A 21,832-nucleotide genomic window follows, 5' to 3' on the forward strand; every position below is an offset into this window, starting at 1 on the left:
GATCGCATCCCTATCTGTGAGTGATTTTCTGGCGGCTGCCGTGCAACTCACCAGCACTTCCGATCCAGAGACCAACTTCAGTGCTGCTGAGGAACAGATTGATCTGGCGGCCCGTCGGGGCGCCGAACTGATCGGACTTCCTGAGAATTTCGCCTTCATCGGTGAACCCGAACAGCGTCTGGCGATCGCACCGGCACTCGCCGATCAGGCGTCCCAGTTTCTGATCACCATGGCGCGTCGCTACCAGGTGGTGATTCTCGGCGGGGGATTTCCTGTTCCGGTGGGAGATGGTGCTCACACCTGGCAGAGAGCTCAGCTGGTGGGACGGGATGGTCAGGTCCTGGCCAGTTACGACAAAATCCACCTGTTTGATGTGGATCTTCCTGACGGGAGTTCCTACCGGGAATCCAGCAGTTTCATGCCGGGTTCCTCACCGCCTCCAGTCGTGGATGTTCCTGGACTGTGTCGGGTGGGGGTGTCCATCTGCTACGACGTGCGCTTCCCTGAGCTGTATCGCCATCTCGTCGGCGCTGGCGCCGAGTTGCTGATGATTCCAGCTGCCTTTACGGCTTTCACGGGTAAAGATCACTGGCAGGTGCTGCTTCAGGCCCGCGCGATCGAGAACACGGCTTACGTGTTGGCTCCGGCTCAGACGGGGAGCGATGTCGGACGTCGTTTCAGTCATGGTCATTCCATGGTGATCGATCCTTGGGGAACCGTTCTGGCAGATGCCGGGGTGTCCCAGGGGGCTGCCGTCGCTCCTGTCGATCTGGATCACCTCGCCCGTATTCGCAGTCAGATGCCCTGTCTGCAACACCGCCGATCCACGGTGTTCTGAGCTTGCTCATGCCACGGCTGCCTCTCCGTTTCAGTGCCTTGCTGATCGCCGCTGCTTTGCAGTCGACAGGATGGTTGATGGGATTACCCGCAAGGGCGGCCAGTGCCCTAGCGGCATGGTCCCTTGGCAGAGATGGTGTCCTGCAGCTGCGCACGGCCACCGGGGCGCGTCTGGACGCGTTCTTTGAGGCTGGTGATCGCCGTCAGGGCCCTCGGGTTTGGATTGATTTTCCTGGTGAGCTCAGTCGTCCCAGGCGGATTCTTGGTTCGGGGCCTGTGCGTGAAATCCGCCTTGGCAAGCCAACGCCTGGCGCTACCAGGTTGGTGATCGAGTTTCAGCAGGGGGTGACGCTCGACCCGGGAAATCTGCGGTTGGTGGGGACGGCGCCGGACCGATGGAAGCTGATGTTCGAGGGACTTCCCACCCAAGGTCTGCGCGCGATCGGTGAGGGAGATCTCAACCGCGCCAGCACTGGGCGATGGGGAGGCGTACGTATCCGGCCGACGCAGACTCCGGTCAATGCTGCAGGCCTGCCTGAAGTAGCCAGAGGCCGGTACAGGGTTGTGGTGGATCCAGGGCATGGAGGGCCTGATCCCGGTGCGGTCGGTATCAACGGAATTCGTGAGGCTGAGATCGTTCTCGATATCTCCTTGCAGGTTGCCCGCCTTCTGGAAGCCAAAGGTGTCCAAGTGACCCTGACGCGCACGGCTGAAGTGGATGTGGACCTGCCACCACGCGTCTCACTCGCGAATCGCATCGGCGCCACGGCGTTCGTCAGCATTCATGCCAACGCCATCAGCATGTCGCGCCCGGATGTGAATGGCATCGAGACTTTCTACTTCTCTGATCCCCGATCGGCGCGTCTTGCGGCTCATATCCAGCAGCAGGTGCTCAATGTGTCGCCAGGCAGCCCAAACCGAGGTGTCCGTCGCGGCCGGTTCTTCGTGATCCGACGAACCACCATGCCCGCGGCGCTTGTGGAAACGGGATTCGTGACCGGAAACATCGACTCACCCCGTCTGGCTACGGCATCGCATCGCCGCAGGCTGGCGCTTGCCATCGCAGCAGGCATTCTTGAGTATCTGCAAGGGGTTCGTTGACCATCCGTCTCGGTTTGTTCGACAGCGGCCTGGGGGGGCTGACGGTGCTGCGGCGTGTGCTTGAGCGTCATGGCGCAGTCCCCACGATTTATCTCGGAGACACGGCCCGGGTGCCCTACGGCAGCCGTTCTCCATCCGAGATCCGAGTCATTGCCTCCGAAGTGGTCGCTTGGCTTCGTCACCAGAAGGTGACCACAGTGGTGATGGCTTGCAATACCACCAATGCTCTTGCCCGTGATGTGGCTGAGGGTAAGGCTGGGGTTCCAGTGGTCGGCCTGATCGGAGCCGCTGCCGCCATGGTGCGGGAGTCGCGGGTGGGTGTGCTGGCCACTCCAGCGACCGTTGCATCCGGGGCCTATCGAGACAGCATCGAAGCTCTTCACCCTGGAACGCTTGTGGTGCAGCAGGCTTGTCCGGACTTTGTGCCCCTCATTGAGGCAGGGGACCTGAACTGCGACGAGCTGTACAGAGCAGCGATCCGCTACCTCCAGCCTCTCCTGGAGGCATCCGTGCAATCGATCGTGCTCGGTTGCACCCATTACCCGCTGCTTCTTCCTCTCCTCTCAAACCTCTTGCCGGAGTCGATCCGGCTGATCGATCCGGCTCTCGGTGTTGCCAGCCAGCTTGACGTTCTCCTTGGGCAGCCGCTGCCGGGTGGACTCGATCAGCCGCTAGCTCTGGGGGCTACCCATATCTATGTGACGTCCGATCCGCAGGGATTCGCCGACCGTGCGACTCCCTGGCTAGGGCAACGCCCCCGGGTCGAACAAATTGCTCTGCAGTCGCCGGTCGATGCCTTCTAGGATCCCGGCACCGAGAGGACCCATGGCCACCGTCACCGAGTTGTTGCAGCCGGTCGAGGCGGATCTTGAGATCCTGCTCAGCGATCTTCGCAGCCTGATCGGTGCAGGGCACCCGATTTTGCAGGCAGCTGCCGAGCATCTGTTCAGTGCCGGTGGCAAACGGCTGAGGCCAGGAATTGTTCTGCTTGTGTCACGAGGCTTATCTCCAGAAGGTGAGCTCTCCCCCAGGCATCGGCGTCTGGCAGAGATCACTGAAATGATCCACACCGCATCCTTGGTTCACGATGATGTGGTGGATGAGGCTGGGACTCGCCGAGGTGTGGAAACGGTCCATAGCCGTTTCAACCATCGCGTCGCTGTCCTTGCTGGCGACTTTCTGTTCGCACAGGCCAGCTGGCACTTGGCCAATCTGGACAACCTCGATGTGGTGAAACTTCTCAGCCGAGTGATCATGGATCTGGCTGATGGAGAGGTGAAGCAGGGGCTGTTCCGCTACGACACGGGTCAGACCTTTGAGACCTATCTCGAAAAGAGCTACTGCAAAACAGCCTCCCTGATTGCCAACAGTGCCAGGGCGGCCGGAGTTCTCAGTGGGTGTACCGAGCCTCAGTTGGAATCCTTGTATCACTACGGCAGGCAACTGGGCTTGGCCTTCCAGGTGGTTGACGACATTCTTGATTTCACAGGAAGTGATCAACAGCTCGGCAAGCCTGCTGCCAGTGATTTGTCCAGCGGTTATCTCACCGCTCCAGCGCTGTATGCGCTTGAAGAGAATCCTTCCTTAGGTGTGCTGATTGAAAGGGAATTCAGCAACGAAGGTGATCTCGATGAAGCCCTTCGGATTGTGCGCCAATCCGATGCGATCGCTCGAACCCGTCAGCTTGCTGAACGCTTCGCTCAGGAGTCCCGTGAGGCTCTGAGCTGGCTTCCTGAATCACCTTCCCGTTCGGCATTGCTGGAGCTGCCAGATTTCGTGTTGAGTCGTCTCTACTGAACGGATCGTCGTAATTGGGTTTCCAATTCGGAGAGTGCCTTGATAGTGATCACTGCTTGATGGCTGTACGGCCTCGCGAATTCAACGGGTTGCATGAGTCGCCAGACGTTGCAACCGGCTTCTGCCGCTGATTGGCATCCGGCATCGGAATCTTCGATTGCCCAGCAATCCTGAGGGTTCACATTCAGTTTTGAGGCTCCCAGCTTGTAAGGATCAGGAGCTGGTTTTCCAGCCTTCAGGGCGCTGTCGTCTCCACACACTTGGACCTGCAACAGATTCACCCAGGAATGGTGACCGATTTTGTGTTGCATCGAAGTTCGCTCACTGCTGGTGACCAGGGCCATCGGCAGATTCAAGGAGTGGATGTACCGCACGAGGGATTCGGCTCCCGGCATCGCCGGGGCTGAGGCCATCAGGTCGGCGGCAATCGGTTGACGCACCGCGAGCAACTCCTCTGGAGTGATGGGTTGACTGATCCATGAACAGACCTGCCGGGAATTCTCCAGCCGGCGCTTGCCCTGCAGTTGCGCAAGCTGCCCATCAGTGAGATCGGTTCCGAAGTGCGTCGCCGCCTGGCGCCAGGCGATGGCATGCAGAGGTTCGGTGTCCAAGAGGACGCCGTCCAGATCGAAGAGAAATGCCTCAGGTCTGACTGTTCGAACGCGAGTGGACCCCGGCTCTGGCATGGTGCCACCTACCCCCTCAAAGCATTCTGCAGGCCATGCCTCCGGGATTCAGTGACGGAAAGAGGAACCTGGCAACGCTTGGCAACGACCCGCTGTCTCTGGAGCTGCACGCTGGATAACCTTGCGGTGACACTGCAAGCGGCTGCTGGCGATGAGCGAAGGTTCCACGATCGAAAGCGTGCTCAAGGAACAGCGCGTTTTTGCTCCGCCCATTGAGCTCACTCAGTCAGCACGGATTGGTGGCATGGATGCCTATCAAGCCATGGCCGATGCAGCCAGGAACGATCCGGAAACGTTCTGGGGCAATGCGGCTCGCCAGGAACTTGATTGGTTTACACCGTTTGAGCAGGTGCTCGACTGGACCAACCCTCCCTTCGCTCGCTGGTTCCAGGGAGGCACCACCAACCTCTCCCACAATTGTCTTGACCGGCATCTTCACGGTGAAACGGCCGACAAGACGGCTCTGATCTGGGAAGGGGAACCCGGCGATGTCCGCCGTTTCACTTACAGAGAACTGCATGCCGAGGTGTGCAAGGCAGCCAATGCGCTGAAGTCCATGGGCATTGGCAAGGGGGATCTGGTGGCCCTCTACATGCCGATGGTTCCGGAAGCGGCCATCGCCATGCTGGCCTGCGCCCGAGTCGGTGCTCCCCATTCAGTGGTGTTCGGAGGCTTCTCTGCAGAAGCGCTTCGGGACCGGTTGATCGATGGTGAGGCCAAAGCTGTGATTACCGCCGACGGTGGCTTTCGCAAGGACAAGCCCGTTTCTCTGAAACCTGCCGTTGATGCTGCTCTCGCTGATGGTGCCTGTCCATCGGTGACCTCCGTGCTGGTGGTGCAGCGCACCGAGCAGCCGGTGGACATGGTGCAGGGCCGTGATCAGTGGTGGCATGAGCTGGTGGATGGTCAGTCCAGCGACTGCCCGGCTGAGCCCATGGAGAGTGAAGACCGGCTCTTCGTGCTTTACACCTCTGGATCCACCGGCAAACCCAAAGGTGTGGTGCACACCACGGCGGGTTACAACCTCTGGGCTCATCTCACGTTTCAGTGGATCTTTGATCTCCGTGATGACGACGTGTTCTGGTGCACAGCGGATGTGGGCTGGATCACCGGTCACAGCTACATCGTGTATGGCCCGCTGTCGAATGGGGCCACCACGGTGATGTATGAGGGAGCGCCACGACCTTCCAACCCGGGAGCTTTCTGGGAGTTGATCCAGAAGCACAGGGTGACGATTTTCTACACCGCTCCCACCGCGATCCGGGCCTTCATGAAGAACGGTCGGACCGTGCCTGACCAGTTCGATATGAGTAGCTTGCGACTGCTCGGAACCGTTGGCGAACCCATCAATCCCGAAGCCTGGATCTGGTATCAAGATGTGATTGGTGGTGGTCGCTGCCCGATCATCGACACCTGGTGGCAGACCGAAACAGGCGGCGTGATGATCAGCCCGCTCCCTGGGGCCACACCCACCAAGCCGGGTTCAGCCACCCTGCCGCTGCCCGGGATCGAGGCCGATGTGGTGGACGCCGATGGCAACAGTGTGGGGGCCAATGAAGGGGGATATCTGGTCGTGCGTCGTCCCTGGCCGGGGATGATGCGAACGGTGCATGGCAATCCGGAGCGCTTCCGCCAGAGCTATTGGGAGTACATCCGTCCTGAGGATGGCAGCTACATCTACTTCGCCGGTGATGGTGCTCGACGGGATGCGGATGGTTACTTCTGGGTGATGGGACGCGTGGACGATGTCATCAACGTGTCTGGCCATCGCCTTGGCACCATGGAAATCGAATCAGCCCTGGTTAGTCACCCTGCGGTGGCGGAGGCCGCTGTGGTCGGTCGTCCTGATGAGCTGAAAGGCGAGGGCATCGTGGCGTTCGTCACCCTTGAGGCCGATCGCGAATCCAATGACGCCCTGATCGCTGAGTTGCGGGCTCATGTGGGCACCGAAATCGGTCCGATCGCTCGCCCTGATGAAATCCGCTGCAGCGATGCCCTTCCTAAAACGCGCAGCGGCAAGATCATGCGCCGGATTCTCAGGGCACTGGCTGCCGGAGAGGATGTGACAGGTGACACCAGCACCCTGGAAGATCGCTCCGTGCTGGATCGTTTGCGGGCCTGATTTCAGGCCCAGGTAAGCAGAAGGTCGACTAAGCGGCGGATGCGTCGACTGCGGCCTTGGTCATCCGCCCAGCCGCCGAGAAGTCCCTGCCGCAGTCCCGCACTCGCTGGGGTGAGGTGGTCGCCTGTGGTCTGCACAAAGCGGCTTTGGTCTCCAGGTCTGCGCTGGAGTGCCTGAATCAGATCGTCACTTTGATCGAGGGCATCGTCTCCGAAACGCACGACCAGATTGCGCTCCTGCCTGTAGAAACGCTCGATCATGTTGAGTGTTTCTACAGGCCCTGGGCTGAACTCGGTGACCACACCGAGTTTTGGAGCGAGGGTCCCGAGCAGGGGAATGGACCGTTCGGCTGTGAAGTTGTTGAAACTGAGTGCTGCCAGACCACTGCAGCCGCGCCCATCATCCGGAGCCAGGAGATGGAGTTTGCAACCGAGACTGTGACCCAGCCGCATCGGCGTGATCGGTCTGTTCAGCCGCTCCTCTAGGAGCCGGCGGCACTGCCTCAGTTGCTGCCAGCCTTCGCGGGCCTGAAGCTGGTGGTCGAATCCCGGAACGTAACTCCAGGCGTGAATGGCATAGCCCTCATCCGCCAACCATTCCAGGAGGCGTCGGTAGCTGATCTGGGGACTGGTGGCGAGATAACTGCCACCAATGAAGTCCACGAGACCTCGAACGGAGTCCTTCGGCCACAGACACCAACACTGTTCACGACGCTGCCAACGGTTCACCCTGCGGCCAGAGTGCGCACAACCGACTCCGCCTCCTTCACATGGGCTGGTCCATCGAGGAGGTTGTTGAAAACGAGTTTGATCACGCCCTTCTGATCAATCACGTAGGTCACCCTTGCGGGGAGGAGTCCGAAGGTTTTGGGCACACCAAATGACCTTTTCAGGCTTCCAGTCTTGTCGCTCAAAAGCGGATACGGCAATTGGTAGCGTTCAGCGAAACGCCTGTGGCTCACTGCGTCATCCCCGCTCACTCCCCAGACTTCTGCTCCCAGTGCCGTGAGATTGGCGTGGTGATCCCGGAACGTGCAGGCTTCCGCTGTACAACCTGGAGTGTCGTCCTTCGGATAGAAGAACAGCACAAGAATCCGATCCTTCACGTCATCCAGACGGCGCATCTGACCGTCTTGGTCTTCGAGAGCAAAGCTCGGGGCCACATCGCCGGTCTGCAGAGCCATGGGTGTTCAGCGCTCGATTCACCCTAGGAAGCTGGGGTTGATGACGAGAGAATGGATCCGCTGAGATCTCACGGCCCCTTCCCATGACTGACAGTGCTCTGGAGTCCGGTCAATTGGATCTGCTGCAGGGTTTTCAATCACCTTCCTCTGCTTCGCGATCAATCGAGCAGCCGTCCATCACTGAACCCTCTCCAGACGTGCAACCGTCCCGTTTGCTGATTGTTGATACGGAAACGACAGGGCTCGATGCCGATCGTGATCAGTGCCTTGAAGTTGGAGCGATTCTGTTTTCCGTCCCCCATCGTCAGGTGCTGGCGCAGATGTCATGTCTGTTGCCTGTCGACAGCAATCCTGCTGAGTCGATCAATCGAATCCCAGCTGAGGTCAGCCGCGTTGAGCAGCCTTGGGGTGATGGGCTTGCTTGGTTTGAGCGAATGATGATGAGCGCGGATTATTTGGTGGCTCACAACGCAGCCTTTGATCGCCAGTGGTTCGGTCGCGGTGCTTTGCCAGAGGCGAAGCGTCCCTGGCTTTGCACCCTTGAAGACATCCGTTGGCCTGAAGCGCGCAATCTGAAAGCCAGGCCTTCGGTGATTGACCTGGCCCTGGCCTACGGAATTCCTGTGTGGTCAGCGCATCGGGCTCTCACGGATTGCATTTATTTGGCTGAGGTGTTTCAGCGCTGCGACGACCTGGAGGAGCTGATCACCCATGCCTTGGAACCGCGTCGACTTGTGCGTGCCCAGGTGTCCTACGACCAACGCCATCTCGCCCGCGAAGCAGGGTTCCGCTGGAATGAACCCGTCAAGGGGGCCTGGGCCCGGCGGCTTTCGGAGCGGGAGGAGCGGGAGCTTCCCTTCACCGTGGTGCCGGTGGACGCTGCGTTGCCACGGGCATCCTGATTTGCTTCAGCAGTCCGAAGTCTCACGGGTTTTTTGACCGATGGTTGCGCTGCCTCGGCCACCCTGATGGCATGAAATCGTCGACGCATCGCCAATCTGTTCGTTTACGCCTGCAGCGCTGGCAGCAGGTTCGAACTTGGGCGCGTCTGATTCGAGAAGCTGAAAGTCTTTGGCATGTTGATGTACGGGAGCTCAAACGATTAGGAGCCTTGGAACTTTCCCAGCTCCTGAACGAAGTTCCCTCGTGTCAGCGCAGTCGGGTGAACCGTTGGCTGACCCGCTACAGCGTTTCGACCCGTCTCCCCTTTGAAACGAGTGCAACCCGTTCGCGTTCTTGCAGCTCGTCTTGGACCAAAGATGAGTCTCGTCGGCCCTGAACAGGCTTTGCGATCACCCTTAACCTACTGCTAACGACCAAATCCGTATTGGAAGGCTACTCCTAGGACGCCGATTTCTCCCAGGCTTCTCATGAGCTTCGCCAAGAAGGCTCTCATTGTTTCCTCTTTGCTGGCTCTCGGAGCCGGCGTTTCCGCATCCGCCGCTGATCGTCTGAACGGTGCAGGTGCATCATTCCCCGCCAAGATCTATCAGCGCTGGTTCGCTGAGCTGGCCAAGGCCGGTGGTCCTCAGGTTAATTATCAGGCGGTTGGATCCGGTTCCGGTCGTAAGGCTTTCATCGACCAGACCGTGAACTTCGGCGCTTCTGACGATCCGATGAAGCCCAAGGACATGGCCAAGGTGAAGCGTGGTGTTGTGCAGATCCCCATGGTGGGTGGCACCATCGCTTTCGGTTACAACAAGCCTGGTTGCAACCTCAAGCTGACCCAGAAGCAGGCAGTTCAGGTGGCGATCGGCAAGATCACCGATTGGAAGCAGCTTGGCTGTGCTCCCGGCAACATCACCTGGGTGCACCGTTCTGACGGTTCCGGCACCACCAAGGCCTTCACCAACTCCATGCAGGCCTTCTCCTCCGAGTGGACTCTGGGCACCGGTAAGTCCGTCAAGTGGCCCGGTAAGAACGCTGTTGGTGCCAAGGGCAACTCCGGCGTCGCTGGCACCATTCAGAACAAAGTTGGCGCCATCGGTTACGTCAACCAGTCCTACATCAAGGGCAAGGTTGTGGCTGCAGCCCTGCAGAACAAGTCCGGTGAATTCCTCAAGCCTTCTGTGAAGGCCGGTGCCACTGCACTGAACGGCATCAAGCTGGATTCCAACCTGGCTGGCAAGAACCCCAACCCCACCGCCAAGGGTGCTTACCCCATCGCCACCCTCACCTGGGTGCTGGCTTACAAGACCGGCAACGGCAAGAACACCGCTGCCATCAAGGAAGCCTTCAACTTCATGCTGAGCAACAAGGCTCAGGACCAGGCTCCCAGCCTCGGTTTCGTTCCCCTGAAGGGCGGCATCCTCAGCAAGGCCAAGGCTGCTGTGAACAAGATCGGTAATTGATTCTCTGAATCAACTTCACTGATCGCATGAACGAGGAGGGGGCAACCCCTCCTTTTTATGTTTCCTTTATCTTTCTGATTTTTTAGGAGAGTCTTAAAGCGCTGATCCCCATCCCTTTGCCTGCTAGGGATGTTGTGCTCCATACACTTCGTTGTATCGAGAGCTTCAACAATGGTCTCTTCTCCTCAGTCCGTTTCCAGCCGTCGAGAAGGTTTCCGTGAGCTTTTAGAAAACAGTTTTCAGAAGCGCAACCTTGTGCATCTCTCCTCTGGAAGCGTGGTGCCTCTGCTGAAAAACAGCCTTTGGCTTGTGGTGAGAGGCATGGTGAAGTTGGGTGCTGTTTCTGTTCATGGCGACGAGCTTCTGCTCGGACTGGCTGGTCCCAATGAGCCGTTTGGTGAGCCTCTGAGCACCGTGGAGGCCTATGAAGCCGTCACCCTCACGGATTGTGATCTCCTTTGCGTGACCCTTGCAGAGGTGCATGAATCGGCGGAGTTGGCTAGGGCACTGCTTGATGCTGTTGTTCTGCGATACCGCCAATCTGAATATCTCCTCTCACTTCTCGGTTTGCGTCGCGTGGAGGAACGGGTTCGGAGCTTTCTGGAACTGCTTGCCCAGGATTATGGTCAGCCCTGTGATGAAGGATTGCGCCTGAATCTTCGTTTAACCCATCAGGAGATGGCGAGCGCTTTAAGCACCACGCGCGTGACGGTGACCAGAGTGATCGGCCTTCTCAAGGATGAGGGTTGGCTGAAGATTGATTCCCAGCGTCATCTTGTGATTACCCACCTTCCCAAGAAATAAGTCAACGCGCTTGTCAGTGCTTAGCGGTTTAGCTGGAACGGATTTGATCGCTCAAGTTTGTGGCTGGACCTTCTTTCCCACTGCTGATGTTGCTGCTTCATGCAGAGCAGGGCTACTGACTGGTTGGCTGGATTGGTGTTCTCCTTTGTCTTTGCACTCTTCGGGGTGCAGTTGATTGATTCCGCTGCCAGGGGGTGGGATTATCCCTGGCTTGTCACTGTGCTTGCCGCTTCTGCTCCTGCGCAGGGTGCGTCGGCAGGGGCCGCTGCGGGAGCGCAATGCCCATTGCCTTGCATCGCGGCCATGATCCGGTCCCATCACATAGGGGTCATGCCAGCAGCCGACCCTTTGTCAGTCGGCATCCCTATGCGTCTCTTCAGCCACTGGTCACGATCACAGCCAATGCTCGCCTGTTTGATGTGATGCAAGGAGTGATCCAGTTCACCGATGGAGGGGTGTTCTTGGCCATGCCTGCCGGTCAAGGGAAACGTCAGCACACTGAACTCAAAGCCAATTCCGCGCACGTCTCCAATCAACGTCGGTTGCGTGATGCCCGCTTGCAGGTGGATGGCCCACGCTTGAGCATAAAAAAATCCCTCCTCAGAGGGATTCGATGCTTTCAACTCGACGGTGAAATCGGAGCGGCGGGATTTGAACCCACGACCCCCACTACCCCAAAGTGGTGCGCTACCAAGCTGCGCTACGCCCCGTCAGATTCAAGTTATCACAAGGCATCCACGGCTTTGATCCTCCTACGGATGCGGGCGAGAAGACGGGCGCTGAGCTTGTCTCTTGATTCGCCCGTGTACCCCCAGATGCGCAATTCTCGGGAGAGTTGACGCAGCTCCCGTAGCGACATCGAGGCGAGCTGCAATTCCGGCAAGGTTCTCCAGGCTCGTGAGGTCATCGGCAGGGGAGCTCTTGCTCCCCGTCCCCCCAGGTTGATCGTGCCGTCAGCGATCCATTCCGGGATCAGCACCACCAGCACGGCAATCAGTCCGTAGAGCTCAACCAGTCCCTTCGGGAGCGGATGGAGGCGTCTCCTCTCTGTTGGTTTGGGAGGCTTAGACACAGGACTTCAGTCGTCAGAGCGCGAGGGTTCCAGTCTGGTTAGGACTGCGATCGAGCCCAGGACCAGGGTCCCGCCAGAGGAAGGGCTGCCTGTCCGTGGACGGTGCTCGGAGCGAAAACGCCAGGGCGAACACCATGAGCATCGTTGCGGCCAAGATGGCGATCACCCAGCGGTCCGGAAGGGATCTGTTCACGGGTTCAGGTTGATTGGACTGTTGTCTCCACGCAGCACGCAGTGGCTGATCGACCAGTCGTAATGCGTCCAAACCTTCGCTGGTAATCGGTACTCGGCGCCTTCAAAGGCCCCCAGAGTCACGCCTGTCGGCATTGCTGAGCAGTAGGGCCTGCTGCCTGGCCTTGCCAGGTACTGCTGGTGATAAGACTCGGCGAAATAGTAAGGACGATCTGCGGCGATCTCCGTGGTGATTGCACCGCGGCCTGCCGCCGACAGAGCGTTCTGATACCACTCTCGGCTTGCCTGGACCCGTTCGATCTGTCGGGCATTCGTGGTGTAGATCGCTGATCGGTACTGGCTGCCGCAGTCATTGCCCTGGCGATCTCCCTGGGTTGGGTCATGACATTCCCAGAAGAGCTTGAGCAGATCACTCACATCGATGGCGGGTGAGCTCCACACCACGCGCACCACTTCTGTATGTCCTGTGCGTCCGCTGCAAACCTGGTCATAGCTCGGATGATCCGTCTCTCCGCCGGCGTATCCAACGGAGGTTGAAATCACACCAGGAAGTCTCCAGAACCCTTTTTCGGCGCCCCAGAAACAGCCACAACCGAAAATGATCTCTTCCTGATCCTCCATCAGAGGAGCTTTAAGCGGCGACCCGAGCACGACGTGGCGCTCAACTCCGTCGCCCTGCTCACGAGTCCCTGTGGAACCTGTCAACCAGTTGGGGAGCATGGCAACGACGTTTCAGGTTCCAAATTAGGTCGTTGTCCCTGGATCCAGGCGGATGTGATTCAACAGGGTCGTGACAAAGGCGAAGAGCAGGAATGGAAGGCTTAGAACGAGAATCAGCCCCACACCCACCAAGGCAAAGAGCGGTCTGGACGACCCCATGAGCGCTAAGCCTGAGGCGAGGCTCACAAAGATCACAGCCATCCAGGCCAGGATTTGGCCGTAGATATCACCAAACGTGAGGGTACAGCGAACGTGAAATGGGGTTTCGGTGCCTGACGTCATGATTCCAGGGCAGTGAACTCAGCTAAGCCGAGGTCGGGAGCTTTGTCCGCCGTTCATTGCGCAAGCTTTGCGTCAGGCCACCGATTCCAGTCGTTCTTCGGCCTGTTCCCTCTCCCAGAGACTGCGGTAGAGGCCTTGTTCCTTGATCAATTGGTTGTGATGACCTTCCTGAACGAGACGGCCCTCCTCCAGCACGAGGATGCGATCGCACGCGGCAGCGGCAGAGAGCTGATGGCTGATCATCACCACGGTTCGCTGGGTCTGACGTCGCACCGACGTGAGGATCTCTGCGGCCGTGTTGTTGTCCACGCTGGCCAGGGCGTCATCCAGCACCAGAACAGGACATCGCATCAGCAAGGCCCGGCCGAGGGCCGTGCGCTGACGCTGGCCGCCGCTGAGAGTGATTCCCCGTTCGCCGACGAGCGTATTCATGCCGTCAGGGAAACCCTTCACATCACCGAGTAATCGCGCCTGTTCTGCAGCGGATTCCACCCTGTCCAAGGACGCCTGAGGGTCCCCGTAGCGGAGATTGTCCGCCAACGTGTTCGTGAAGAGATAGCCCTCCTGGGGAACCAGAGCGATCTGAGCGCGTAGATCGTCGAGGCGAAGCCTGGTCACGTCTTGGCCATCGAGAAAAAGTTCTCCTGCCGGCACATCCACCATTCGGCCCAGAGCTCTCGCCAGGGTGGTCTTGCCACATCCAACTGGCCCTACGACAGCCACGAGTTCTCCTGCGCTGATGCTGAAGCTGAGTCCGTTCAACGTGTCCTTTGCGCTGTCCTCGTAACGAATGTGCAGGTTGCGGGCCTCAAGTTCGCCGCGCACTGGTTGTTGAAGAGTGATGGGATGGCGACTGTCGCGGATCAGGGGTCTGCGCGACAGCAGTTCCTCCACTCGTTCCAGACTCACCTGACCCGTCTGAAAGGTGTTCAAGGTGAAGCCCAGCAGAGCGGTCGGGAACACGAGCCTTTCCACGTAAAGGATCAGCGCCACGAGTCCTCCGATTGACAGGGTGCCCTGTTGCAGCTGGCCACTGCCGAGAGCCAGAAGCAGGAGGAGGGACATCGAGGAAATCCCCTCGAGCAGAGGAAACAATGTGCTGCGAGTTTTGGCCAGTTGGATGGCGGAATCTCGATAGCGACGATTCCTGGAACTGAATGCATCCAGTTCCTGATCCTCCTGGTTGTAGATCTTGATGGCGGCGATGCCCGAAAGGTCCTCCTGAATCAGTTCGCTCAGCCCAGCCAGGGCCTCCTGCTGTCGTCGCTGCTGATGCATCATCCGCCGCCCGAAAAGACGAACGGACCCCAGCATCACGGGGTACAGAGCAATGGCAGCAACGGTGAGCCCCGGGTCGATCGCCAGCATCGCCGGCAAGGTGAAGGCATACGCCAGGGCCGTGTTTGTAAGGCTGAGCACTGCGAAACCAAGCAGCCGGCGAACGTTCTCCACATCACTCGTGGCCCTGCTGATGACCTCACCGCTGCCGGTCTTCTGAACCCAACCGGGCTCCTGTTGCAACATCTGGTCAAAGAGCTTCTGGCGCAGCTCCACTTCCACCTGCCTTCCCACCCCGAAGACGAGTTGTCGGGAGTACAGCCGCACCACGGCCATCGAGCTCGCCAGCAGAACGATCCAGCCGGCCTGGGTCAGCACATCCGACAGCGCAAAGTCGCTCTGAAGGTCGTCAACCACGCGACGTACTTCCAGTGGGATGGTGACACTGAGAATGTTCACCACCACCAGCGCGATGGCACCCAGAATCACCGTTCGACGGTGGGGTTTCAGATAGCGGCCGATCAGATCGAGGCGGAAGGCGGCCATCGGAGATCCTGAACAAGCAACAACTTAGGCAGTGGCATGAGGCAGGCTGCAGCGATCCGCATGCCAGGTGTGTCCAATTCCGATTCCGATGATCAGAACCATCCTCTGGAAGCAATTGATCGCGACACGGTGGATCGCCTCCTGGCCTGTGAACGCCCTGGTCCTCAAGACATCACAGATCTGGCTCGGCTTTTCACGCGGTACGAGATGTTTCCAGGCGCCGCTTCCCTTCGCAACGATCTCGATCGGGTCCTGACCTTCTGGGCGATCACTCGTGATGAACTCAACAGCCGAGCTCGCAAACTCTGGTCCTCAGGCTTCCGTCCTGGTCAATCGGGTGCAGAGGATGTGGGATCCGGATTCGATGCTCAGCAATCCGACAGCCCGTGACGCTGCGACGAGCAGACGCCAGCAGAACTGGTCACAAATTCAATCCTGAGTAATAGTAGAAACATCCCCATCATCCGGCCCGGCGTGCTTTTGCACCCGGGTTTTTTTCTGTTCACTGCTCATCGTTTGAAGTTTTGAAGGCTCTGCCTCATGGTTTCTTTGCCTAATCCCTGGTCCAAGCGCCTGGATCATCTGCTTGACGGCGGTGTGTTTGGTCATGCCGAAGCGACAGAGTTGATGGAGGCCTGGCTTGCCGAAGCACTGACACCCGTTCAGACCGGCGCCTTCCTCGCAGCCTTTCGCTCTAGGGGGGTGGACGGAACCGAACTGGGAGCCATGGCGGCCGTGCTGCGCCAGGCCAGTCCTCTTCCCTGTGACAGACCATCCCTGCGCATGGTCGATACCTGCGGCACCGGAGGCGATGGTGCTGACACCTTCAACATTTCCACGGCCGTGGCGTTCACAGCTGCCGCCTGCGGAGCCACGGTGGCGAAACACGGAAACCGAAGTGCCAGCGGCAAGGTCGGTTCTGCCGATGTTCTCGAAGGGTTGGGTCTTCATCTCAAGGCTCCTGCTGACCAAGTGGTGAAGGCCTTGCCAGCCACCGGGGTGACCTTTTTGTTCGCACCTGCCTGGCATCCCGCACTGGTGAATCTCGCTCCTCTGCGCAAGAGCCTCGGCGTGCGAACGGTTTTCAACCTGCTTGGTCCTCTCGTGAATCCCCTGCGGCCCGATGGCCAGGTGCTCGGCGTTGCGACCGATGACCTGCTTGACCCGATGGCTGAGGCTCTGCGTTCGTTGGGGCAGGACCGGGCTGTGGTGGTTCACGGATCCGGTGGTTTGGACGAAGCCTCCCTGGCCGGTCCCAATCCTGTGCGCATTCTGGAAAACGGCCATGTGCGCTCCGAATGGATTGCTCCAGAGGATCTGGGTCTGCAGCAGACACCGCTCGACGACCTGCGTGGTGGTGATCTGCTCTGCAATCAGACCATTCTTGAGGAACTGCTAAAGGGACGCGGCAGTCAGGCCCAGAATGAGGTGGTGGCGTTCAATGCGGCGCTTGTGCTCTGGGTCGCGGGTGTTGAGTCCGATCTCAGCCGCGCTGCCCAGCAGGCTCTCGATGCCCTTGCCCAGGGCTCCCCTTGGCGTCGTCTTGAACAACTTCGCGATGCCCTGACCCCCGCCAAGGAAGAATGAACGTGTCCGACTTGCTGAAGGGATCGGTTCAACAATGATGACAGCCTCATCCGTGAACCCGGCGATGCTGATGCTCGCTGATGGAACCGTGTTTCAAGGTCTGGCCTGTGGAGCGGTTGGCAGTGCCGTGGGTGAGGTGGTCTTCAACACGGGGATGACCGGTTATCAGGAAGTGATGACGGATCCCAGCTATTCCGGACAGCTGGTCACATTCACCTATCCCGAGCTGGGCAACACCGGTGTGAATGATCACGATCAGGAGGCAGACCATGCCCACGTGCGTGGGTTGATCGCCCGTCAGCTCTCTCCGGTCTCCAGCAGCTGGCGATCCACTCAGAGCCTGCAGGCCTGGCTGGAACAGCAAGGTGTCGTTGGTATTCAGGGGATCGACACGCGTGCCCTGGTGCGCCACCTGCGTGAAACAGGAGCGATGAATGGAATCATCAGTTCCTCCGGACGTTCTCCAGCCGATCTGAGGGAGGAGCTTCGTGCTGCTCCTTCAATGGAGGGGCTCAATCTTGCTGATCGGGTGACAACGCAGACCCCCTACACCTGGGAAAAGCCCTGCAGCGTTGCGTTCGACCGTCGTCTGCAATCCAGCCGATCTGAACGGCCTTATCGCGTCGTGGCGATTGATTTCGGGATCAAACGGGCCATCCTCGACCGCCTTGTGAGTCATGGTTGCGCTGTCACGGTGGTCCCGGCCTCGGTGGATTTGAACACCGTGCTCGCCCATGAGCCGGAGGGGGTCTTCCTGTCCAACGGGCCCGGTGACCCCGCGGCCGTGACCCATGGCATCGATCTGGCCCGTGGCCTTCTTGAGCATCAAGCCCTGCCTTTGTTTGGAATCTGCCTCGGTCATCAGATTCTCGGCTTGGCGCTCGGTGGTGAGACGTTCAAGCTCGGGTACGGCCATCGCGGACTCAACCATCCCTGCGGTACATCCGGTCAGGTGGAGATCACCAGCCAGAACCATGGCTTCGCTCTGGATGCCTCAAGCCTTCCCCAGGACAAGGTGGAGATCACTCATCTGAATCTCAACGACCGCACAGTTGCGGCGATTGCCCATCGTCATCAGCCGGTCTTCAGTGTTCAGTACCACCCAGAAGCCAGTCCTGGACCCCATGATGCGGATCATCATTTTTCCCGATTCGTGACACTGATGTCGGATCGCCGCTGAACCGTGGTCTGTTCCGGTGTTGATCCCTACACTTCGCACGATGCATCCAGGGGGGTCTGTTCCCATCACTGAACTCCAGCGACTGACGGTTTCGCTACGCGGCGGATTCGAACAGAAGGGTGGGTGTCTGGTTTTTCACTTCACCGGACAGCTGGATGCCTTCTCCGAGAAGCAGTTCCTCAGCTACGTGGCTGATGTGCTCAAGGCCAATGCTTCCTCAACGGTTCTCGATTTGAGCAAGATCGACTTTCTTGATTCATCCGGTTTGGGCGCTCTGGTGCAACTCGCCAAACAGTGCAACGACTCCAAACGCAGCTTTGTGGTGGTGGGTAATGCTCGCGTCAGCCAGACTGTGAAACTGGTCAGGCTTGAGGCGTTCCTTCACCTCGTGAACGATCTGGAGTCGGCTTTCACCCAGCTGGCCGCTTGAGCGACTGGGTCCGGATTCAGCAGGCTCTGCCTTCGCAATCCGTTGATCTTGGTCCCCTCCAGCTTGCCTGGCTCGGTGATGCCGTCTGGGAACTGCATCAACGACTTCGCCATTGCCGACGTCCAGGACGGGCGTCTGATCTGCACCGGTCGGTTGTCGCCGAGGTCCGGGCGGATGCGCAAGCTCTCGCCTTGGAGCGACTTCGGCCCATGCTGACTGAGTTTGAAAGCGATCTGGTCCGTCGCGGCCGCAACCGCGCCGGGAGGGGGCCGCGCGGTGGCGACCCCGCTGCCTATGGGAAGGCCACAGGATTTGAGACAATGGTTGGCTGGCTCTATCTTCACAATCCGACGCGGCTTGCCCAGCTTCTGGATCGCCTTGAGGAGACCGAATCAGCCCTGTCATAACCATCGATCCCATGAGCTCCCGTTTTGAACGCCGCCCGTCCCGTCCCCCACGCGGTGGAGATCCCGGGGGAGGTCGTCCGTCCAGAGGAGGTCCTCGCGGAAGTTCGGCTCGGATGGATGAACGAGGACCGGGCCGTGATCGCCGTGATCGCCGTGATGGCAGCGACGAGCGAAGGGAGTCTCCTTGGCGAGTCGAGCGGAGTGGCGATACCAAGCGACGCGTCCCCGCCAGAGGTGGGTCTAGTGATTACGCGCGATCAGTCAGTAGAGCTGGCGTCCGATCTGTGGACGTTGCAGCACGCGGGCGTCGGGATCAACGCAGCTCTGAGCGTCGCCTCTCTGAACGCAATCGTGAGGTGCCTCTGCGGTCCCGTGATGGTGAAGCCAGGGGAAGCCGTTCGCAAGACAGTCGATCGCTGCGATCAGACCGCCAAGACCGTCGTTTTGATGAGAAGCCCCGGGGCGAGGCCAAGTCCCACTCCGCAGATTCCGTTGCTGATGATCTTCTCTGGGGCCGTCATGCCACCCAGGCAGCTCTGGAAGCCGGTCGCCCCATTCACCGGATCTGGTGCACCAGTGAGATGCGGAGTGCACCGCGTTTCATGCAGCTCCTTCGAGACGCCAAAGCCTCAGGTGTTCTGGTGGAGGAGGTGACCTGGGCCCGGCTGGCCCAGATGACCGGAGGGGCTGTCCACCAAGGCATCGCCCTGCAGACCGCTGCTGCTGAGACCCTTGATCTTTCCGATCTCATCGAGGGCTGTGCCGCACTCCAAGAAGCCCCCCTGCTGCTGGCACTGGATGGTCTGACCGATCCTCATAATCTGGGCGCCATCGTCCGCTCTGCGGAAGCTCTCGGCGCTCATGGCGTTGTGCTTCCCCAACGCCGAAGCGCTGGATTGACAGGATCTGTGGCCAAAGTGGCAGCTGGTGCCCTCGAACACCTCCCGGTTGCGAGAGTGGTGAATCTCAACCGTTCGTTGGAAACTCTCAAAGATGCCGGGTATCGGGTGGTGGGCCTGGCTGAGGAGGGTGACCAGACGCTGGAAGAAGTCGACCTTGATGGTCCATTGGTGGTGGTGACCGGTTCGGAGGACCAGGGACTGTCGATGTTGACGCGCCGCCATTGCGATCACTTGATCCGCATTCCCCTCAGAGGCATCACTCCGAGTCTCAATGCGTCGGTTGCCACCGCTCTTTGCCTCTACGAGGTGGCCCGTCGTGGCTGGATGAAAGGCCTGCGTGGTCAGAACCCTTCGCCGCAGATCGTGCGCCCAAGATTGCCAGCGGCACCGAAGACCCGCAGCGTCGTGAAGCCTCACGAAACAGTGCTGGATCTTCAGCTTGAACGCTCGACCGAGATTCCAACACCCAGTTTCGATGGAAGTGTCGAACTTTGAAAGCCGAGCGTGCTAAATCAAGGCACAATGACGGAGTCTTCACAGCTCCGCCATGAGCCCGCTGATTTGGCCGATGCGCTCCCTTGCCAACGGCCTTGGACTCGCATGGTGGGCCAAAGTTCACACCCGTAATCCGAGTGTGACTTACTGGTTCGGACCTTATGTCCGCCGCTCCGGTCTTGAGAAAGCTCTCCCAGGATTTCTCGCAGACCTCGAATCTGAGTCACCCGATTCCATCGAGCAATCCCTGATCCGCTGTCGTCGTACGGAGCCGTTCACGATTGAGTCTGCGTCCTGAGAGGCTCTCTGGCATTTCGACTGGCTGATAGCGTCTCAGCTGCACGAAAGTTCTGACCATGGCGATCGCCGAATGGCGTCAGCAATTGGCGAACGGAGAGGTTTCAGCACGGGAGCTCACCGACCACCATCTGGCCAGGATCGAAGCGGTTGAACCTGGAATCCATGCCTTCCTTGAGGTCACCGCGGAGCGGGCCAGGGCCGATGCCGATCGCGTTGATGAAGCCCGTGCCGCCGGTGAGGACTTGCCTCGTCTCGCCGGGGTTCCTTTGGCCATCAAGGACAACCTCTGTACACGTGGTGTTCGTACCACTTGCTCCAGTCGGATGCTGGAGCAGTTCGTTCCCCCCTATGAGTCCACGGTGACCGAGCGCCTCTGGGCTGCTGGAGCCGTTCTGCTCGGTAAGACGAATCTCGATGAGTTCGCCATGGGTGGATCCACGGAGACATCCGCCTTCGGGCCCACGGCGAACCCCTGGAATCCTGACTATGTCCCTGGCGGCAGCTCCGGTGGAAGCGCTGCGGCGATGGCGGCCGGCGAGTGTCTGGCCTCCATCGGTTCCGATACCGGCGGTTCGATTCGTCAGCCGGCCTCGTTCTGCGGCGTGGTCGGTCTTAAGCCGACGTATGGGCGTGTCAGTCGCTATGGACTCGTTGCCTTCGCCAGTTCCCTCGACCAGGTCGGTCCCTTCAGCCATTCCGTGGCCGATGCCGCGGAGCTGCTTCAGGTGATGGCGGGTGCGGATCCCCGCGATTCCACCTGTCTCAATGCTCCCGTTCCGGATTACTGCGCGGCACTGGGGCGTCCCGTGGAAGGCCTGAAAGTTGGACTTGTGAGGGAATGCTTCGAACAGGAGGGTCTGGATCCTCAGGTGAAAGCATCCGTTCTTGCTGCTGCGCAGCAGCTGCAGGCCCTTGGGGCGGATTTGGTGGATGTGAGCTGTCCCCGGTTCAACGACGGGATCGCCACCTACTACGTGATTGCACCGTCTGAGGCATCGGCCAACCTCGCCCGTTACGACGGTGTGAAGTATGGATACCGGGCTGAGGATGCAGCCTCGCTGGCCGCGATGACCGCACGTAGCCGTGCCGAAGGATTCGGCAGTGAGGTACAGCGCCGCATCCTGATCGGCACCTATGCGCTGTCGGCGGGCTATGTGGATGCTTACTACAAGAAGGCCCAACAGGTGCGCACGCTGATCCGGCGTGACTTCGATGCCGCATTCCAGTCAGTGGATGTGCTGCTGACGCCAACTGCTCCCGGTACGGCCTTTAAGAACGGCGCCCACGCGGATGATCCGCTGGCGATGTACTTATCTGATTTGCTGACGATTCCGGCCAATCTGGCGGGTCTTCCGGCGATCAGCCTCCCCTGCGGCTTTGATAACGGAGGACTGCCGATCGGAGTGCAGCTGATTGGAAACGTGCTCGAGGAGCCGCGCCTCTTGCAGGTTGCTCACCAGTACGAACAGGCAGCCGATGTCATGAAATCCCGTCCAGAGGGGGCGTTCATCCCAGGCTGAACGTTGCCAGCTGGTTCGATTGGATCCATTCACGCTAGAT

Annotated in this window: 26 protein-coding genes and 1 tRNA gene; 18 read left to right on the plus strand and 9 right to left on the minus strand. The window is 59.4% G+C overall.

Annotated features, from left to right (window positions below; translation table 11 throughout):
• Positions 1 to 16 precede the first annotated feature (16 nt).
• From WH7805_RS01665 to sds, 4 genes are read left to right on the plus strand one after another with little or no spacing between them, the layout of a single operon-like run.
• Positions 17 to 838, plus strand: a complete 822-nt coding sequence (locus WH7805_RS01665; protein WP_006041196.1) for a carbon-nitrogen hydrolase family protein — start codon at positions 17 to 19, stop codon at positions 836 to 838.
• 8 nt (positions 839 to 846) lie between these two features.
• On the plus strand, positions 847 to 1,938 hold the full coding sequence (locus WH7805_RS01670; RefSeq protein ID WP_006041197.1) for an N-acetylmuramoyl-L-alanine amidase: 1,092 nt from the start codon (positions 847 to 849) through the stop codon (positions 1,936 to 1,938).
• Positions 1,935 to 2,741: a glutamate racemase gene (gene murI / locus WH7805_RS01675; protein ID WP_006041198.1), complete on the plus strand. Its 807-nt coding sequence runs from the start codon at positions 1,935 to 1,937 to the stop codon at positions 2,739 to 2,741. The genes WH7805_RS01670 and murI overlap by 4 nt, the downstream gene beginning before the upstream one ends.
• 22 nt (positions 2,742 to 2,763) lie before the next feature.
• A complete protein-coding gene (gene sds / locus WH7805_RS01680; RefSeq protein WP_006041200.1) occupies positions 2,764 to 3,735 on the plus strand; it encodes a solanesyl diphosphate synthase in 972 nt (323 codons plus the stop codon).
• Here the strand turns inward: sds and WH7805_RS01685 are convergent.
• Positions 3,729 to 4,421 (minus strand): HAD family phosphatase, encoded by a 693-nt coding sequence (locus tag WH7805_RS01685; protein WP_006041201.1) that lies wholly within the window; start codon positions 4,419 to 4,421, stop codon positions 3,729 to 3,731. The two genes, sds and WH7805_RS01685, sit on opposite strands and share 7 nt — an antisense overlap.
• Before the next feature lie 151 nt (positions 4,422 to 4,572).
• Between WH7805_RS01685 and acs the strand changes: the two genes are divergently transcribed.
• Positions 4,573 to 6,543, plus strand: a complete 1,971-nt coding sequence (acs, locus tag WH7805_RS01690) for an acetate--CoA ligase (protein WP_006041202.1) — start codon at positions 4,573 to 4,575, stop codon at positions 6,541 to 6,543.
• A 2-nt stretch (positions 6,544 to 6,545) separates the two neighbouring features.
• Here acs and WH7805_RS01695 read toward each other — a convergent pair whose 3' ends face one another.
• Entirely contained in the window at positions 6,546 to 7,271 is a 726-nt protein-coding gene (locus tag WH7805_RS01695; RefSeq protein WP_038004245.1) for a DUF1350 family protein, read from the minus strand.
• Positions 7,268 to 7,726: a peroxiredoxin gene (locus tag WH7805_RS01700; protein ID WP_006041204.1), complete on the minus strand. Its 459-nt coding sequence runs from the start codon at positions 7,724 to 7,726 to the stop codon at positions 7,268 to 7,270. The genes WH7805_RS01695 and WH7805_RS01700 overlap by 4 nt, the downstream gene beginning before the upstream one ends.
• Before the next feature lie 83 nt (positions 7,727 to 7,809).
• Between WH7805_RS01700 and WH7805_RS01705 the strand changes: the two genes are divergently transcribed.
• The 5 genes from WH7805_RS01705 (at position 7,810) to WH7805_RS14260 (ending at position 11,304) form a co-directional block, all read left to right on the plus strand.
• The gene (locus WH7805_RS01705) at positions 7,810 to 8,628 is read left to right on the plus strand and encodes a 3'-5' exonuclease (protein WP_006041205.1); all 819 of its coding nucleotides are present in this window, start codon (positions 7,810 to 7,812) and stop codon (positions 8,626 to 8,628) included.
• A 71-nt stretch (positions 8,629 to 8,699) separates the two neighbouring features.
• The gene (locus tag WH7805_RS14880) at positions 8,700 to 9,005 is read left to right on the plus strand and encodes a hypothetical protein (protein WP_038004248.1); all 306 of its coding nucleotides are present in this window, start codon (positions 8,700 to 8,702) and stop codon (positions 9,003 to 9,005) included.
• 91 nt (positions 9,006 to 9,096) lie between these two features.
• Positions 9,097 to 10,077: a phosphate ABC transporter substrate-binding protein PstS gene (gene pstS, locus WH7805_RS01715; protein WP_006041207.1), complete on the plus strand. Its 981-nt coding sequence runs from the start codon at positions 9,097 to 9,099 to the stop codon at positions 10,075 to 10,077.
• A 171-nt stretch (positions 10,078 to 10,248) separates the two neighbouring features.
• Positions 10,249 to 10,881, plus strand: a complete 633-nt coding sequence (locus WH7805_RS01720) for a Crp/Fnr family transcriptional regulator (protein WP_006041208.1) — start codon at positions 10,249 to 10,251, stop codon at positions 10,879 to 10,881.
• Between the two features lie 99 nt (positions 10,882 to 10,980).
• Positions 10,981 to 11,304 carry a hypothetical protein gene (locus tag WH7805_RS14260; RefSeq protein WP_156783579.1) on the plus strand — a complete coding sequence of 108 codons (324 nt, stop codon included), beginning with the start codon at positions 10,981 to 10,983 and terminating at the stop codon, positions 11,302 to 11,304.
• Positions 11,305 to 11,517: 213 nt separating this feature from the next.
• On the opposite strand, the gene WH7805_RS01730 is transcribed toward WH7805_RS14260, so the two are convergent.
• The 6 genes from WH7805_RS01730 to WH7805_RS01755 all read right to left on the minus strand — a co-directional run bounded on the left by WH7805_RS01730 (position 11,518) and on the right by WH7805_RS01755 (position 14,971).
• Positions 11,518 to 11,591: transfer RNA gene (locus tag WH7805_RS01730), tRNA-Pro, on the minus strand.
• A 14-nt stretch (positions 11,592 to 11,605) separates the two neighbouring features.
• Positions 11,606 to 11,953: a hypothetical protein gene (locus tag WH7805_RS01735; protein WP_006041210.1), complete on the minus strand. Its 348-nt coding sequence runs from the start codon at positions 11,951 to 11,953 to the stop codon at positions 11,606 to 11,608.
• A 13-nt stretch (positions 11,954 to 11,966) separates the two neighbouring features.
• A complete protein-coding gene (locus WH7805_RS01740; protein WP_006041211.1) occupies positions 11,967 to 12,146 on the minus strand; it encodes a hypothetical protein in 180 nt (59 codons plus the stop codon).
• Positions 12,143 to 12,865: a peptide-methionine (S)-S-oxide reductase MsrA gene (gene msrA / locus WH7805_RS01745; protein ID WP_006041212.1), complete on the minus strand. Its 723-nt coding sequence runs from the start codon at positions 12,863 to 12,865 to the stop codon at positions 12,143 to 12,145. Before msrA ends, WH7805_RS01740 begins: the two co-directional genes overlap by 4 nt.
• 24 nt (positions 12,866 to 12,889) lie before the next feature.
• Positions 12,890 to 13,147, minus strand: coding sequence for a hypothetical protein (locus WH7805_RS01750; RefSeq protein WP_006041213.1), 258 nt, complete (start codon positions 13,145 to 13,147; stop codon positions 12,890 to 12,892).
• Positions 13,148 to 13,219: 72 nt separating this feature from the next.
• Positions 13,220 to 14,971, minus strand: coding sequence for an ABC transporter ATP-binding protein (locus WH7805_RS01755; RefSeq protein WP_006041214.1), 1,752 nt, complete (start codon positions 14,969 to 14,971; stop codon positions 13,220 to 13,222).
• A 60-nt stretch (positions 14,972 to 15,031) separates the two neighbouring features.
• On the opposite strand from WH7805_RS01755, the gene WH7805_RS01760 reads away from it, so the two are divergent.
• From WH7805_RS01760 to gatA, 8 genes are all read left to right on the plus strand, one after another.
• Positions 15,032 to 15,361, plus strand: a complete 330-nt coding sequence (locus WH7805_RS01760; RefSeq protein WP_038004898.1) for a DUF3288 family protein — start codon at positions 15,032 to 15,034, stop codon at positions 15,359 to 15,361.
• A gap of 150 nt (positions 15,362 to 15,511) precedes the next feature.
• The gene (trpD, locus tag WH7805_RS01765; RefSeq protein WP_006041216.1) at positions 15,512 to 16,558 is read left to right on the plus strand and encodes an anthranilate phosphoribosyltransferase; all 1,047 of its coding nucleotides are present in this window, start codon (positions 15,512 to 15,514) and stop codon (positions 16,556 to 16,558) included.
• 37 nt (positions 16,559 to 16,595) lie between these two features.
• Positions 16,596 to 17,738 (plus strand): glutamine-hydrolyzing carbamoyl-phosphate synthase small subunit, encoded by a 1,143-nt coding sequence (carA, locus tag WH7805_RS01770; protein ID WP_038004900.1) that lies wholly within the window; start codon positions 16,596 to 16,598, stop codon positions 17,736 to 17,738.
• A gap of 40 nt (positions 17,739 to 17,778) precedes the next feature.
• Positions 17,779 to 18,168: an STAS domain-containing protein gene (locus WH7805_RS01775; protein WP_006041218.1), complete on the plus strand. Its 390-nt coding sequence runs from the start codon at positions 17,779 to 17,781 to the stop codon at positions 18,166 to 18,168.
• Positions 18,165 to 18,575, plus strand: coding sequence for a ribonuclease III domain-containing protein (locus tag WH7805_RS01780; protein ID WP_006041219.1), 411 nt, complete (start codon positions 18,165 to 18,167; stop codon positions 18,573 to 18,575). Before WH7805_RS01775 ends, WH7805_RS01780 begins: the two co-directional genes overlap by 4 nt.
• An 11-nt stretch (positions 18,576 to 18,586) precedes the next feature.
• On the plus strand, positions 18,587 to 19,972 hold the full coding sequence (gene rlmB, locus WH7805_RS01785) for a 23S rRNA (guanosine(2251)-2'-O)-methyltransferase RlmB (RefSeq protein WP_038004253.1): 1,386 nt from the start codon (positions 18,587 to 18,589) through the stop codon (positions 19,970 to 19,972).
• 52 nt (positions 19,973 to 20,024) lie between these two features.
• Entirely contained in the window at positions 20,025 to 20,270 is a 246-nt protein-coding gene (locus tag WH7805_RS01790; protein WP_038004256.1) for a DUF1816 domain-containing protein, read from the plus strand.
• A gap of 58 nt (positions 20,271 to 20,328) precedes the next feature.
• Positions 20,329 to 21,792, plus strand: coding sequence for an Asp-tRNA(Asn)/Glu-tRNA(Gln) amidotransferase subunit GatA (gene gatA / locus WH7805_RS01795; RefSeq protein WP_006041222.1), 1,464 nt, complete (start codon positions 20,329 to 20,331; stop codon positions 21,790 to 21,792).
• Positions 21,793 to 21,832 lie beyond the last annotated feature (40 nt).

This window comes from Synechococcus sp. WH 7805 (assembly GCF_000153285.1).
GTDB lineage: Bacteria > Cyanobacteriota > Cyanobacteriia > PCC-6307 > Cyanobiaceae > Synechococcus_C.

Excerpts from the sequence above, each read along its gene's own strand:
- WH7805_RS01670 (WP_006041197.1), top strand. The coding sequence starts at position 847 with ATGCCACGGCTGCCTCTCCGTTTCAGTGCCTTGCTGATCGCCGCTGCT.
- sds (WP_006041200.1), top strand. The coding sequence starts at position 2,764 with ATGGCCACCGTCACCGAGTTGTTGCAGCCGGTCGAGGCGGATCTTGAG.
- WH7805_RS01685 (WP_006041201.1), bottom strand. The coding sequence starts at position 4,421 with ATGCCAGAGCCGGGGTCCACTCGCGTTCGAACAGTCAGACCTGAGGCA.
- acs (WP_006041202.1), top strand. The coding sequence starts at position 4,573 with ATGAGCGAAGGTTCCACGATCGAAAGCGTGCTCAAGGAACAGCGCGTT.
- WH7805_RS01700 (WP_006041204.1), bottom strand. The coding sequence starts at position 7,726 with ATGGCTCTGCAGACCGGCGATGTGGCCCCGAGCTTTGCTCTCGAAGAC.
- WH7805_RS01705 (WP_006041205.1), top strand. The coding sequence starts at position 7,810 with ATGACTGACAGTGCTCTGGAGTCCGGTCAATTGGATCTGCTGCAGGGT.
- WH7805_RS14880 (WP_038004248.1), top strand. The coding sequence starts at position 8,700 with ATGAAATCGTCGACGCATCGCCAATCTGTTCGTTTACGCCTGCAGCGC.
- pstS (WP_006041207.1), top strand. The coding sequence starts at position 9,097 with ATGAGCTTCGCCAAGAAGGCTCTCATTGTTTCCTCTTTGCTGGCTCTC.
- WH7805_RS01720 (WP_006041208.1), top strand. The coding sequence starts at position 10,249 with ATGGTCTCTTCTCCTCAGTCCGTTTCCAGCCGTCGAGAAGGTTTCCGT.
- WH7805_RS14260 (WP_156783579.1), top strand. The coding sequence starts at position 10,981 with ATGCAGAGCAGGGCTACTGACTGGTTGGCTGGATTGGTGTTCTCCTTT.
- msrA (WP_006041212.1), bottom strand. The coding sequence starts at position 12,865 with ATGCTCCCCAACTGGTTGACAGGTTCCACAGGGACTCGTGAGCAGGGC.
- WH7805_RS01750 (WP_006041213.1), bottom strand. The coding sequence starts at position 13,147 with ATGACGTCAGGCACCGAAACCCCATTTCACGTTCGCTGTACCCTCACG.
- WH7805_RS01755 (WP_006041214.1), bottom strand. The coding sequence starts at position 14,971 with ATGGCCGCCTTCCGCCTCGATCTGATCGGCCGCTATCTGAAACCCCAC.
- WH7805_RS01760 (WP_038004898.1), top strand. The coding sequence starts at position 15,032 with ATGCCAGGTGTGTCCAATTCCGATTCCGATGATCAGAACCATCCTCTG.
- trpD (WP_006041216.1), top strand. The coding sequence starts at position 15,512 with ATGGTTTCTTTGCCTAATCCCTGGTCCAAGCGCCTGGATCATCTGCTT.
- carA (WP_038004900.1), top strand. The coding sequence starts at position 16,596 with ATGACAGCCTCATCCGTGAACCCGGCGATGCTGATGCTCGCTGATGGA.
- WH7805_RS01775 (WP_006041218.1), top strand. The coding sequence starts at position 17,779 with ATGCATCCAGGGGGGTCTGTTCCCATCACTGAACTCCAGCGACTGACG.
- rlmB (WP_038004253.1), top strand. The coding sequence starts at position 18,587 with ATGAGCTCCCGTTTTGAACGCCGCCCGTCCCGTCCCCCACGCGGTGGA.
- WH7805_RS01790 (WP_038004256.1), top strand. The coding sequence starts at position 20,025 with ATGAGCCCGCTGATTTGGCCGATGCGCTCCCTTGCCAACGGCCTTGGA.
- gatA (WP_006041222.1), top strand. The coding sequence starts at position 20,329 with ATGGCGATCGCCGAATGGCGTCAGCAATTGGCGAACGGAGAGGTTTCA.